This is a genomic window from Pseudomonas sp. H11T01 (genome assembly GCF_048515765.1).
In the GTDB taxonomy this organism is placed as follows: Bacteria; Pseudomonadota; Gammaproteobacteria; order Pseudomonadales; family Pseudomonadaceae; genus Aquipseudomonas.
In genome coordinates, this window is record NZ_JBLYED010000019.1 from 48026 (window position 1) to 60232 (window position 12207).

11 protein-coding genes are annotated in these 12207 nt (G+C 59.5%); 5 read left to right on the plus strand and 6 right to left on the minus strand.

All coding sequences use genetic code 11. The features are described 5' to 3' along the window. The first annotated feature begins 69 nt into the window (after positions 1 to 69). The 5 genes from kdgD to ACN1C3_RS23245 all read left to right on the plus strand — a co-directional run bounded on the left by kdgD (position 70) and on the right by ACN1C3_RS23245 (position 6704). A complete protein-coding gene (kdgD, locus tag ACN1C3_RS23225) occupies positions 70 to 981 on the plus strand; it encodes a 5-dehydro-4-deoxyglucarate dehydratase (protein ID WP_419118089.1) in 912 nt (303 codons plus the stop codon). 54 nt (positions 982 to 1035) lie between these two features. Next, positions 1036 to 2481, plus strand: a complete 1446-nt coding sequence (locus tag ACN1C3_RS23230; RefSeq protein WP_419118090.1) for an aldehyde dehydrogenase family protein — start codon at positions 1036 to 1038, stop codon at positions 2479 to 2481. A 112-nt stretch (positions 2482 to 2593) separates the two neighbouring features. Continuing rightward, positions 2594 to 4000, plus strand: coding sequence for an MFS transporter (locus ACN1C3_RS23235; protein ID WP_419118166.1), 1407 nt, complete (start codon positions 2594 to 2596; stop codon positions 3998 to 4000). A gap of 11 nt (positions 4001 to 4011) precedes the next feature. Then, positions 4012 to 5565, plus strand: a complete 1554-nt coding sequence (garD, locus tag ACN1C3_RS23240) for a galactarate dehydratase (RefSeq protein ID WP_419118091.1) — start codon at positions 4012 to 4014, stop codon at positions 5563 to 5565. 197 nt (positions 5566 to 5762) lie between these two features. After that, a complete protein-coding gene (locus ACN1C3_RS23245) occupies positions 5763 to 6704 on the plus strand; it encodes an AEC family transporter (protein WP_419118092.1) in 942 nt (313 codons plus the stop codon). Positions 6705 to 6788: 84 nt separating this feature from the next. Here ACN1C3_RS23245 and ACN1C3_RS23250 read toward each other — a convergent pair whose 3' ends face one another. From ACN1C3_RS23250 to gatC, 6 genes are all read right to left on the minus strand, one after another. Beyond that, on the minus strand, positions 6789 to 7184 hold the full coding sequence (locus tag ACN1C3_RS23250; protein ID WP_419118093.1) for a carboxymuconolactone decarboxylase family protein: 396 nt from the start codon (positions 7182 to 7184) through the stop codon (positions 6789 to 6791). After that, positions 7181 to 8248: a calcium/sodium antiporter gene (locus tag ACN1C3_RS23255; RefSeq protein ID WP_419118094.1), complete on the minus strand. Its 1068-nt coding sequence runs from the start codon at positions 8246 to 8248 to the stop codon at positions 7181 to 7183. The genes ACN1C3_RS23250 and ACN1C3_RS23255 overlap by 4 nt, the downstream gene beginning before the upstream one ends. Positions 8249 to 8297: 49 nt before the next feature. Next, positions 8298 to 8669, minus strand: a complete 372-nt coding sequence (locus ACN1C3_RS23260; RefSeq protein WP_419118095.1) for a septal ring lytic transglycosylase RlpA family protein — start codon at positions 8667 to 8669, stop codon at positions 8298 to 8300. A gap of 149 nt (positions 8670 to 8818) precedes the next feature. After that, positions 8819 to 10264 (minus strand): Asp-tRNA(Asn)/Glu-tRNA(Gln) amidotransferase subunit GatB, encoded by a 1446-nt coding sequence (gene gatB / locus ACN1C3_RS23265; protein WP_419118096.1) that lies wholly within the window; start codon positions 10262 to 10264, stop codon positions 8819 to 8821. Positions 10265 to 10274: 10 nt separating this feature from the next. Next, on the minus strand, positions 10275 to 11726 hold the full coding sequence (gene gatA, locus ACN1C3_RS23270) for an Asp-tRNA(Asn)/Glu-tRNA(Gln) amidotransferase subunit GatA (RefSeq protein ID WP_419118097.1): 1452 nt from the start codon (positions 11724 to 11726) through the stop codon (positions 10275 to 10277). Positions 11727 to 11742: 16 nt separating this feature from the next. Continuing rightward, the gene (gene gatC, locus ACN1C3_RS23275; protein WP_007915356.1) at positions 11743 to 12030 is read right to left on the minus strand and encodes an Asp-tRNA(Asn)/Glu-tRNA(Gln) amidotransferase subunit GatC; all 288 of its coding nucleotides are present in this window, start codon (positions 12028 to 12030) and stop codon (positions 11743 to 11745) included. Positions 12031 to 12207: the final 177 nt, after the last annotated feature.

Below are 12207 nucleotides of genomic sequence, written 5' to 3' on the forward strand. Positions count from 1 at the left end.
ATGACGTACGACATCAGCCAAGGCTGACGTACTTTTTCATCACAACGTGCTTCCCAGGGTGTTCGAATAATGAATCCACAAGAACTGAAGTCCATCCTCTCCTCCGGGCTGCTGTCTTTCCCGGTAACCGATTTCAATGCCCAGGGTGATTTCCACCGCGAGGGCTATATCAAACGTCTCGAATGGCTGGCCCCGTATGGCGCCTCGGCTTTGTTCGCGGCGGGCGGCACCGGTGAGTTCTTCTCCCTGGCAGCCAGCGAGTACTCGCAAGTGATCAAGACCGCTGTCGACACCTGCGCGACCAGCGTGCCGATCCTCGCCGGTGTCGGCGGTGCCACTCGCCAGGCCATCGAATACGCTCAAGAAGCCGAGCGCCTGGGCGCCAAAGGCTTGCTGCTGTTGCCGCATTACCTGACCGAAGCCAGCCAGGACGGCGTTGCCGCCCATGTTGAGGCCGTGTGCAAATCGGTAAAAATCGGTGTGATTGTCTACAACCGCAACGTCTGCCGTCTGACCGCGCCGCTGCTGGAGCGCCTGGCTGAGCGCTGCCCGAACCTGATTGGCTACAAGGACGGTCTGGGCGATATCGAGTTGATGGTGTCGATCCGTCGTCGCCTCGGCGATCGCTTCAGTTACCTCGGCGGCCTGCCGACCGCTGAGGTCTACGCTGCCGCTTACAAGGCACTGGGCGTACCGGTTTACTCCTCGGCGGTGTTCAACTTCATCCCGAAAACTGCGATGGATTTCTATCACGCCATCGCCCGCGAAGATCACGCCACCGTCGGCAAGATCATTGATGACTTCTTCCTGCCGTACCTGGACATCCGCAACCGCAAGGCCGGTTACGCGGTGAGCATCGTCAAGGCCGGGGCAAAAATTGCCGGCTACGACGCCGGCCCTGTGCGCACCCCGCTGACTGATCTGCTGCCAGAAGAATTCGAAGCATTGGCTGCTTTGATGGACAAGCAAGGTCCGCAGTAAATAATTCACCAGGGCCGCCGAGCAATCAGCGGCCTTCGCGTAAGGAGATTGCTCGTGTCAGATACCAAACGATTCGATAACTACATCGGCGGCCAATGGATCGCTGGTGCCGACTACTCGACCAATATCAATCCGTCCGAGTTGACGGATGTCATCGGCGAGTACGCCAAGGCCGATTTGGCTCAGGTGAACGCCGCCATCGACGCTGCCCGCGCTGCGTTCCCGGCCTGGTCGACGTCCGGCATTCAAGCGCGCAGTGATGCGCTGGATAAAGTCGGCAGTGAGATCCTCGCTCGTCGCGAAGAACTCGGCACGCTGCTCGCCCGGGAAGAGGGCAAGACCCTGCCCGAAGCCATCGGTGAAGTGTCTCGCGCCGGCAATATCTTCAAGTTCTTTGCCGGTGAATGCCTGCGTTTGTCGGGTGACTACCTGCCGTCAGTGCGTCCGGGCGTCAACGTTGAAGTGACCCGCGAAGCGTTGGGTGTGGTCGGTCTGATCACGCCTTGGAACTTCCCGATTGCAATCCCCGCCTGGAAGATCGCCCCTGCCTTGGCCTACGGCAATTGCGTGGTACTCAAACCGGCCGAGCTGGTACCGGGTTGTGCCTGGGCGTTGGCGGAAATCATCTCCCGTGCAGGCTTCCCGGCCGGCGTATTCAACCTGGTGATGGGCAGCGGCCGCGTGATCGGCGATGCCATGGTGAATAGCCCGAAAGTCGACGGCATCAGCTTCACCGGTTCCGTGGGTGTGGGTCGGCAGATCGCGGTCAATTGCGTATCGCGTCAGGCCAAAGTGCAGCTGGAAATGGGCGGCAAGAACCCGCAGATCATTCTCGACGATGCTGATCTCAAGCAAGCGGTCGAGCTGTCGGTGCAGAGCGCGTTTTACTCCACCGGCCAGCGTTGCACAGCGTCCAGCCGCTTTATCGTCACCGCAGGGATTCACGACACGTTCGTCGACGCCATGGCCGAGCGCATGCGTTCGATCAAGGTCGGCCATGCGTTGAAGTCCGGGACTGATATCGGTCCGGTAGTCTCGCAAGCACAGCTTGAACAGGACATGAAGTACATCGACATTGGCCAGTCCGAAGGTGCGCGACTGGTCAGCGGCGGTGGCTTGGTGACCTGCGATACCGAAGGCTACTTCCTCGCACCGACGCTGTTTGCCGACAGCGCAGCCGAGATGCGCATCAGCCGTGAAGAGATTTTCGGCCCGGTGGCCAACATCGTCCGCGTGGCGGATTACGAAGCGGCACTTGCCATGGCCAACGACACCGAATTCGGTCTGTCGGCGGGCATTGCCACCACGTCGCTGAAGTACGCCAACCACTTCAAACGCCACTCCCAGGCCGGGATGGTGATGGTCAATCTGCCGACCGCTGGCGTTGATTACCACGTACCGTTCGGTGGTCGAAAAGGTTCATCCTATGGTTCGCGTGAGCAAGGTCGCTATGCGCAGGAGTTCTACACCGTGGTGAAAACCAGCTACGTCGGTTTGTAACACGCACGACCCTGTAGGAGCGAGCTTGCTCGCGATGTACTCAAAAGCACCGCGGTACTCCTGATGCCCCGCGTTATCGTTGACGACCATCGCGAGCAAGCTCGCTCCCACAATACAAGATTCACCCGCGCATAAAAATAATCAGTGGGAGTACATCTACATGCAAGCGACCAAGCCGACGCATGTCCGCTATTTGATTTTGCTCATGCTGTTTCTGGTGACCACGATCAACTACGCTGACCGCGCCACCATTGCCATCGCGGGCTCCAGCCTGCAAAAAGACCTCGGCATCGACGCGGTCACTCTCGGCTATATCTTCTCTGCGTTTGGCTGGGCCTACGTGGCCGGGCAAATCCCCGGCGGCTGGCTGCTCGACCGTTTCGGCTCGAAAAAAGTCTATGCCCTGAGCATCTTCACCTGGTCACTGTTCACCGTGCTGCAAGGCTATGTCGGTGAGTTCGGTGTTTCCACCGCGATCGTTGCGCTGTTCATGCTGCGTTTTCTGGTGGGCCTGGCCGAAGCGCCATCCTTCCCCGGTAACGCACGCATTGTCGCCGCCTGGTTTCCTACGGCGGAGCGCGGCACGGCGTCGGCAATCTTCAACTCGGCGCAATACTTCGCCACGGTGATCTTTGCCCCACTGATGGGCTGGATCGTCTACCGCTTCGGCTGGCAGCATGTGTTCGTGGTGATGGGCGGGATCGGTGTCGTGTTCTCGCTGGTCTGGCTGAAAATTATCCACAGCCCGCGCCAGCACCCGATGATCAACGAAGCCGAATTCAAGCACATCGCCGACAACGGCGGCCTGGTCGACATGGATCAGGACAAGGGCAAGCGCACCGACGGTCCGAAATGGGACTACATGCGTCAGTTGTTGACCAACCGCATGATGCTCGGCGTGTACCTGGGCCAATACTGCATCAACGGCATCACCTACTTCTTCCTGACCTGGTTCCCGGTGTACCTGGTTCAGGAGCGCGGCATGACCATTCTCAAGGCCGGTTTCATTGCCTCTTTGCCGGCGATTTGCGGCTTTATCGGTGGCGTGTTGGGCGGGATCATTTCCGACTACCTGCTGCGCAGGGGCCATTCCCTGACCTTCGCCCGCAAGGCACCGATCATTGGCGGTTTGCTGCTGTCCACCAGTATCGTCGCCTGCAACTATGTCGACATCGAATGGATGGTGGTGGGCTTCATGGCTCTGGCGTTCTTCGGTAAAGGCGTTGGCGCGCTCGGTTGGGCGGTGGTGTCCGACACCTCACCGAAACAGATCGCCGGCCTCAGTGGTGGCCTGTTCAACATGTTCGGCAACATCGCTTCGATCACCACGCCGATTGTGATCGGCTACATCATCAGCTCTACCGGCTCGTTCAAATGGGCGCTGGTGTTTGTCGGTTGCAACGCGCTGGTGGCGGTGTTCAGTTACCTGGTGATCGTCGGCCCGATCAAGCGTGTGGTGCTCAAAGAGCCGCCGAGTAACGGTCCGGAACTTACCAAACTTTCTCAAGCTCACTCCTGAGGAGCGGCGTCATGCAGTTGATTGAACATTCCGACTCGCCGCGCTACATCCGTTTGCACGAGCTGGATAACGTGGTGATTGTGGTCAACGACCAGGGTGTGCCGGCCGGGACCGAGTTCCCGGACGGCCTGGTCACCGTGGATTTCGTCCCGCAGAGCCACAAGGTGACGCTGGTGGACATTCCCGAAGGTGGTCAGGTGATTCGTTACGGCCAGACCATCGGCTATGCCTTGCAGCCAATCCCGCGCGGCAGTTGGGTCAAGGAAGATCAACTGCGCATGCCCACTGCGCCACCGCTGGACAGCCTGCCGCTGTCCACCGATGTGCCGGCTGCGCAGGCGCCACTGGAGGGGTTCACCTTCGAGGGCTATCGCAACGCCGATGGCACTGTCGGCACGCGCAATATTCTCGGCATCACTACCACCGTGCAGTGCGTGACCGGCGTGCTGAACCATGCGGTCAAGCGTATCCGCGATGAGCTGTTGCCCAAATATCCGCATGTCGATGATGTCGTGGCGCTGACCCACAGCTACGGCTGCGGTGTGGCCATTACCGCCACCGATGCCTACATCCCGATCCGCACTGTGCGTAATCTGGCGCGCAACCCGAATCTGGGTGGCGAAGCGTTGGTCATCAGCCTTGGCTGTGAGAAATTGCAGGCCGGCCAGGTGATGCACGACAACGACAGCTCGGTGGACCTCAGTGAGCCATGGTTGTATCGCCTGCAGGACTCCAGCCACGGTTTCACCGAGATGATCGAACAGATCATGGAATTGGCCGAAATCCGTTTGAAGAAGCTCGATCAACGTCGCCGCGAAACTGTGCCGGCATCCGAGTTGATTCTCGGCATGCAGTGTGGCGGCAGTGACGCGTTTTCCGGGATCACCGCCAATCCGGCGCTGGGTTATGCCTCGGACTTGCTGTTAAGAGCGGGTGCGACGGTGATGTTTTCCGAAGTGACCGAAGTGCGCGATGCCATCTACTTGTTGACCTCGCGCGCGGAAACCGAGGAAGTGGCGAAAGAGCTGGTGCGCGAGATGGACTGGTACGACCGTTACCTGACCAAGGGTGAAGCGGATCGCAGCGCCAATACCACGCCGGGCAACAAGAAGGGCGGGTTGTCGAATATCGTCGAGAAGTCGTTGGGCTCCATCGTCAAATCCGGCAGCAGCGCGATCAACGGGGTGCTCGGCCCTGGAGAACGCTTCAAGCGCAAAGGGCTGATTTTTTGTGCGACGCCGGCCAGTGATTTTGTCTGCGGTACCTTGCAACTGGCAGCCGGGATGAACTTGCATGTGTTCACCACCGGGCGCGGCACGCCCTATGGTCTGGCCATGGCGCCAGTGGTGAAGGTCTCGACCCGCACCGAACTGGCTCAGCGTTGGCCAGACCTGATCGATATCGATGCCGGGCGTATTGCGACGGGGCGAGCTTCTATTGAAGAGCTCGGCTGGGAGTTGTTCCACTTCTATCTGGATGTGGCCAGCGGTAAGAAACAGACCTGGGCTGAACAGCACAAACTGCACAACGACATCACGCTGTTTAATCCCGCGCCGATTACCTGAGACCGGGTCGCCCGCATCGCGAGCAAGCCCGCTCCCACACTCGATCTGCTTTGGGCACAAATTGTGTGCACACCGAAGATTTAATGTGGGAGCGGGCTTGCTCCGGGCGGCGTTCCGACGATAGCGGTCTACCAGACGCAAGCGTCCTTGCTGGCTTATCATTAGCCCCCTAACGACAGGCACAAGGTTCACCAGGCATGCTGGCAATCTTTCTCGAAACGCTGAACATCACCGCGCCGGTGTTTGCCATGTTGTTTTTGGGTGTGCTGCTCAAGCGCATTGACTGGATCAACGACAATTTTATCCATACCGCGTCGGCCCTGGTGTTCAACGTCACCATGCCGGCGTTGTTGTTTCTGGGCATCCTGCATGCTGATCTGCACTCAGCGTTGCGGCCGTCATTACTGATCTATTTCGCCATCGCTACGCTGATCGGTTTTGCCATTGCATGGGGCTGGGCGATCTGGCGTTGCCCACTGGAAGATCGCGGGATCTACACGCAGGGCGCTTTTCGCGGCAATAACGCCGTCATCGGTCTCGCCTTGGCTGCGAGCATGTATGGCGACAATGGGATTTCCCTCGGGGCGATTCTCGCAGGGCTGGTGATCCTGCTCTACAACACCCTCTCGAGCATTGTGCTGGCGGTCTACAGCCCGGTGATCAAGTCTGATCCGTGGAGCATCTTTAAAAGCGTGCTCAGTAACCCGCTGATCATCAGCGTGTTTGCCGCCGCGCCCTTTGCCTGGTTCCAGATTGGATTGCCCCACTGGCTGGAAACCTCCGGCGGGTATCTGGCGCAGACGACGTTGCCACTGGCACTGATCTGCATCGGTGGCACGCTATCGCTGGCGGCATTGCGCAAAAGTGGTGAGCTGGCGTTGAGCGCAAGCCTGGTGAAGATGATCGGTTTGCCGGTGTTGGCGACATTCGGCGCCTGGTTGTGCGGGTTTCGCGGGTCGGAGTTGGGGATTCTGTTTCTGTACTTCGGCAGCCCGACTGCCGCCGCCAGCTTCGTCATGGCCCGGCAGGCCAACGGCAATCACGAGTTGGCGGCCGCGATTATTGTGATCACCACGCTGATGGCGGCGGTGACAACCAATATCGGGATCTTCTTGTTGCAGTGGGGTGGGTGGATTTAAGCCCTCGGATCTTCATTGTTCTTTAGATCCAATCGCGAGCTTGCTCGCGATAGCAATGTTACATCCAGCACAAATGCCAGCCTGTTACTCAGGCTTTTGATAGCTATCAATCACTTCCTGTGCCGCACGAAATGCATCGATTGCAGCCGGCACACCGGCATACACCGCGCAGTGCAGCAGCGCTTCACGAATCTCTTCCACGGTGCAGCCGTTATTCAGTGCGCCGCGCACGTGGCCTTTCAATTCCTGCGGGCACTTCAACGCGGTGAGGGCGGCGAGGGTGATCAGGCTGCGGGTTTTCAGCGGCAAGCCTTCGCGGTTCCAAACGCTGCCCCAGGCGTGCTCGTTGACGAAGTCCTGCAGTGGCTGGGTGAACTCAGTGGCATTGCCCAGTGCACGGTCGACGAAGGCATCGCCCATCACTTGGCGGCGCATTTCAACGCCGGCCGTTCTTGAAGGTGCAGGCTTGTTATCGGTCATTGCGATTCCCTCTTGTGTTGGCGACGCCAGGCGCGCAGTGACGTGAACAACAAAAACGCCACCAGCGCCGGCAGAACGAAAAACAGCATCAAGTGTTCCAGCTTGCCGGCCAGCGGCATGCCGGTGGTGAACGACACCACATGCAGCCCATAGGCCAGATACAAGCTCAGAAACAGCAAGCCTTCCGCGCGGGTAATCCGATAGCCCGAATAGAACACCGGCAGACACAGTACGGAGACCCCGAGCATCACCGGCAGGTCGAAATCCAGCGCATTGGGCGACACGGATAATGGTGTTGGCGCCACCAGCGCGGTGATACCCAGAACCCCCAGCAGGTTGAACAGGTTACTGCCGATCACATTGCCCACGGCAATATCGCGTTGACCGCGCACGGCCGCGATGAGCGAGGTGGCAAGTTCCGGCAGTGAGGTGCTGACGGCAATGATGGTCAGCCCGATGATCCGTTCTGATAACCCAAGGTTGGTAGCCACTTCGACCGCAGCACCGAGCAGCAGATGGCCAGCAAACGCCAGCAGCGCCAAGCCGCAGAGCATGATTACCAGGCTGCGCAACCACGGCGCGCGAGCCTTGGCGGTACCGTCGTCGTGGCTTTGCTGAGGGCGGGCGGAATGCCGCGACTGGCGCAGCAACAACCCGAGATACAGCGCCAGTGCCGTCAATAGCACCAGGCCATCGAGTGGCGTCAGCTCTTCGTCGTAGGCCAGTACGAATACCAACAGGCTGGCGCCGATCATCAGCGGGATGTCCAGCCGCACCAGTTGCCGGGAAACCCGCAGAGGAACGATCAGTGCCGACAGGCCCAGAGTGACGAGGACGTTGAAGATGCTGCTGCCGATTACGCTGCCGACGGCGATGTCGGTGTTTTCCGAGAGGGTCGCTTGCAAGCTCACAGCCATCTGCGGTGCGCTGCTGCCGAAGGCGACGATGGTCAGGCCGATAATCAGCGGACGAACTTTCAGTCGAGCGGCCAGGCGTACGGCGGCGCGCACCAATAGCTCGGCACCAGCGATCAATAACACCAGGCCGCTGAGTAACTGAATCACGCTGAGCAGCGGTAAGCCGGTTAATCCGAAAATGGTCGGGGCTCCAGGGTCAATCGCTGAGGCTTTGCACACGAACCCGGGCAGTGCCGTTGCGCAGCATCCCCAGTTGTTCGGCGGCCTCGTGTGACAGGTCGATCAAACGGCCGCGGGTATGCGGCCCACGGTCGTTGATGCGTACCACCACGGTCTTGTCGTTGCTCAGATTGGTGACCTTCACCCGCGTGCCGAACGGTAACTGGCGATGGGCGGCGGTCAAGGAATGTTGGTTGAAACGCTCGCCACTGGCGGTACGTTTACCCTGATGTTTGGCACCGTAGTAGGACGCGCTGCCCGTTTCGTCATAGCCGCGCGGATCGATGTCATGGCTGGCACAACCGGCCAGCAGAGAGAGCAGGGCACAAGCGCTAAGTAGACGCTTCATAGAGAGGAGCTCCCGAAACGAATGTGGGAGCGAGCTTGCTCGCGATGGCGCCCTGACAGCCAACATTAATGTTGAATGCCAAACCGCTATCGCGAGCAAGCTCGCTCCCACAGGGGTTGAGCCAGGCTTTAGTTCTGGCCCCATACTGGTCAGCCTTCGAGCTTGCTTTTCAGCAGTTCGTTGACTTGTTGCGGGTTGGCTTTGCCTTTCGAGGCTTTCATGGCCTGACCGACGAAGAAACCGAACATCTTGCCGCGTTTGGCTTCATCAGCCGCGCGGTACTGTTCGACCTGTTCGGCGTTGGCCGCGAGCATCTCGTCGAGCACTTTGGAGATTTCGCCGCTGTCGGTCACTTGCTTCAGGCCGCGTTTCTCGATGATTTCGTCCGCACTGCCTTCGCCGTTAGCCATGCCTTCAAAGACCATCTTGGCGATTTTGCCGGAGATGGTGTTGTCCTTGATGCGCAGCAGCATGCCGCCCAACTGCTCGGCCGAAACCGGGGCTTCGTCGATTTCCAGGCCCTGTTTGTTCAACAGGCTGCCCAGCTCGACCATGACCCAGTTGGCCGCCAGTTTGGCGTCGCCACCGATGCTCACGACTTTCTCGAAGTAATCCGCTTGCTCACGGCTCGTAGCCAATACGCTGGCGTCGTAGACCGACAGACCGAACTGTTCCTGGAAGCGCTCGCGTTTCTGCGGTGGCAATTCCGGCAAGGTGGCGCGGATGTCGGCGAGGAACGAATCCTCGATGACCACCGGCAACAGGTCCGGATCGGGGAAGTAACGGTAGTCGTTGGCTTCCTCTTTGCTGCGCATGGCGCGGGTTTCGTCTTTGTTCGGATCGTACAGGCGGGTCTGCTGAATGACCTTGCCGCCGTCTTCGATCAGCTCGATCTGACGACGTACTTCAGTGTTGATCGCCTTTTCGATGAAGCGGAACGAGTTGACGTTCTTGATCTCGCAGCGCGTGCCGAACTCAACCTGGCCTTTAGGGCGGATCGAGACGTTACAGTCGCAGCGCAGCGAACCTTCGGCCATGTTGCCGTCGCAGATGCCCAGGTAACGCACCAGCGCGTGGATCGCCTTGACGTAAGCCACGGCTTCCTTGGCGCTGCGCATGTCCGGCTCGGAGACGATCTCCAACAGCGGCGTGCCGGCGCGGTTCAGGTCGATGCCGGTGGCACCGTTGAACTCTTCATGCAGGCTTTTGCCGGCGTCTTCTTCCAGATGCGCGCGGGTGATGCCGACACGTTTGACCGTGCCGTCTTCCAGCGCGATGTCCAAATGACCTTTGCCGACGATCGGCAATTCCATCTGGCTGATCTGATAACCCTTGGGCAGATCCGGGTAGAAGTAGTTTTTACGGGCGAACACGTTGTGCTGGCCGATTTCGGCATCGATGGCCAAGCCGAACTTGACCGCCATGCGCACCGCTTCCTGGTTCAGCACCGGCAAAACGCCGGGCATCCCCAGGTCTACCAGGCTGGCCTGGGTGTTGGGCTCGTTGCCAAACGTGGTGGCGCTACCGGAGAAAATCTTCGATTGGGTGGCGAGCTGGGTATGAATCTCCAGCCCGATCACGACTTCCCATTGCATGTGTTTCTCCTCAGAAGCCTGTTGGGGTGCGCGTGTGCCAGTCGGTGTTCAACTGGTACTGGTGCGCAACGTTGAGCAGGCGGCCTTCCTGGAAATACGGGGCGAGCAATTGCACGCCGACCGGCAAGCCGTCGACAAAACCGGCTGGCATGGACAAGCCCGGCAGACCGGCGAGGTTGGCGGTGATGGTGTAGACATCTTCCAGATATGCAGCGACCGGGTCGCTGCTCTTGGCGCCGATTTTCCAGGCCGGGTTAGGCGTGGTCGGGCCGAGGATGATGTCGACCTCATTAAAGGCCGCCATGAAGTCGTTCTTGATCAGGCGACGAATCTTTTGCGCCTTCAGGTAGTAGGCGTCGTAGTAACCGGCCGACAGCGCGTAGGCACCGACCATGATCCGGCGCTGCACTTCCGCACCGAATCCTTCACCGCGCGAACGCTTATAAAGGTCGGTCAGGTCTTTCGGGTCTTCGCAGCGATAGCCGAAACGCACGCCGTCAAAACGCGAGAGGTTGGAGGACGCTTCCGCCGGGGCGATCACGTAGTACGCGGGGATCGCGTGCTGCATGTTCGGCAGGCTGATTTCCTTGATCACCGCGCCGAGCTTCTCCAGCTCTTTGACGCTGTTGTGGATCAGCTCGGCAATGCGCGGGTCGAGACCGGCGCTGAAGTATTCTTTCGGCACACCGATGCGCAGACCTTTGAGCGAACCGTTGAGGCTGGCGCTGTAATCGGGCACTGGCTCGTCGATGCTGGTGGAATCCTGCGGGTCGAAGCCGGCCATGCCTTGCAGCATGATTGCGCAGTCTTCAGCGGTGCGCGCCAACGGGCCGCCCTGATCGAGGCTGGAGGCGTAAGCGATCATGCCCCAGCGCGAAACGCGACCGTACGTCGGTTTCAGGCCGGTGAGGTTGGTCAGTGCTGCCGGCTGTCGGATCGAGCCACCGGTGTCGGTGCCGGTCGCCGCAGGCAACAGACGAGCGGCAACCGCTGCGGCCGAACCGCCGGACGAGCCGCCTGGAACGTGTTCCAGATTCCACGGGTTTTTCACTGCGCCGTAGTAGCTCGATTCGTTGGCCGAGCCCATGGCGAATTCGTCCATGTTGGTCTTGCCCAGGGTCACAGCCCCGGCAGCGGCCAGCTTGGCGACCACAGTGGCGTCGTACGGCGCCTTGAAGTTGTCGAGCATCTTCGAGCCGCAACTGGTGCGAATGCCCTGAGTGCAAAACAAGTCTTTATGGGCGATCGGCGCGCCGAGCAGGGTGCCGCTCTCACCGTTCGCGCGGCGTACGTCTGCGGCCTTGGCCTGCGTCAGCGCGAGATCTTCGGTGATGCTGATGAAACTGTTGAGCTGAGGGTCGAGCTGGGCGATACGCGCCAGCAACACTTTGGTCAGCTCTTCGGAAGAAAACTTTTTGTCGGCGAGTCCGCGGGCGATCTCGGCCAGAGTCAATTGATGCATTGCAGGCTCTTTCCCTTTAGTCGATGACTTTCGGAACCAGATACAGGCCGTTTTCGACCGCTGGTGCGATGGACTGATAGGCCTCGCGATGATTGGATTCAGTCACGACGTCTGCGCGCAGGCGTTGGCTGGCTTCCAGTGGGTGGGCCAGAGGCTCGATACCGTCGGTATTCACAGCCTGCATTTCATCGACCAGGCCGAGAATACTGTTCAGGGCGGAGGTAATATGTGGAAGATCGGCATCATTGAGGCCAAGGCAGGCCAAATGAGCGATTTTTTCCACGTCGGAGCGTTCAAGCGCCATGGGATTCTCCAGTGGAAAACAGAACGGATGCTGTCCGTGTGTTAGATTGTCGGAACACTACCGCATTTCTACGGTCATAAGGCCGCGATTGTGGGGGTTGGTGCACAGAAAAGCGGTCAATTTAACATATTGGCGCCTTGCCCAAAATCCCTGTCGTTGTTAGAGTTTGCCGCACTT

Bases quoted from the DNA above. Each gene is read 5' to 3' on its own strand.
- gatA (WP_419118097.1), bottom strand. From the start codon at position 11,726: ATGCATCAATTGACTCTGGCCGAGATCGCCCGCGGACTCGCCGACAAA.
- ACN1C3_RS23260 (WP_419118095.1), bottom strand. From the start codon at position 8,669: ATGAAGCGTCTACTTAGCGCTTGTGCCCTGCTCTCTCTGCTGGCCGGT.
- kdgD (WP_419118089.1), top strand. From the start codon at position 70: ATGAATCCACAAGAACTGAAGTCCATCCTCTCCTCCGGGCTGCTGTCT.
- gatC (WP_007915356.1), bottom strand. From the start codon at position 12,030: ATGGCGCTTGAACGCTCCGACGTGGAAAAAATCGCTCATTTGGCCTGC.
- ACN1C3_RS23250 (WP_419118093.1), bottom strand. From the start codon at position 7,184: ATGACCGATAACAAGCCTGCACCTTCAAGAACGGCCGGCGTTGAAATG.
- ACN1C3_RS23245 (WP_419118092.1), top strand. From the start codon at position 5,763: ATGCTGGCAATCTTTCTCGAAACGCTGAACATCACCGCGCCGGTGTTT.
- gatB (WP_419118096.1), bottom strand. From the start codon at position 10,264: ATGCAATGGGAAGTCGTGATCGGGCTGGAGATTCATACCCAGCTCGCC.
- garD (WP_419118091.1), top strand. From the start codon at position 4,012: ATGCAGTTGATTGAACATTCCGACTCGCCGCGCTACATCCGTTTGCAC.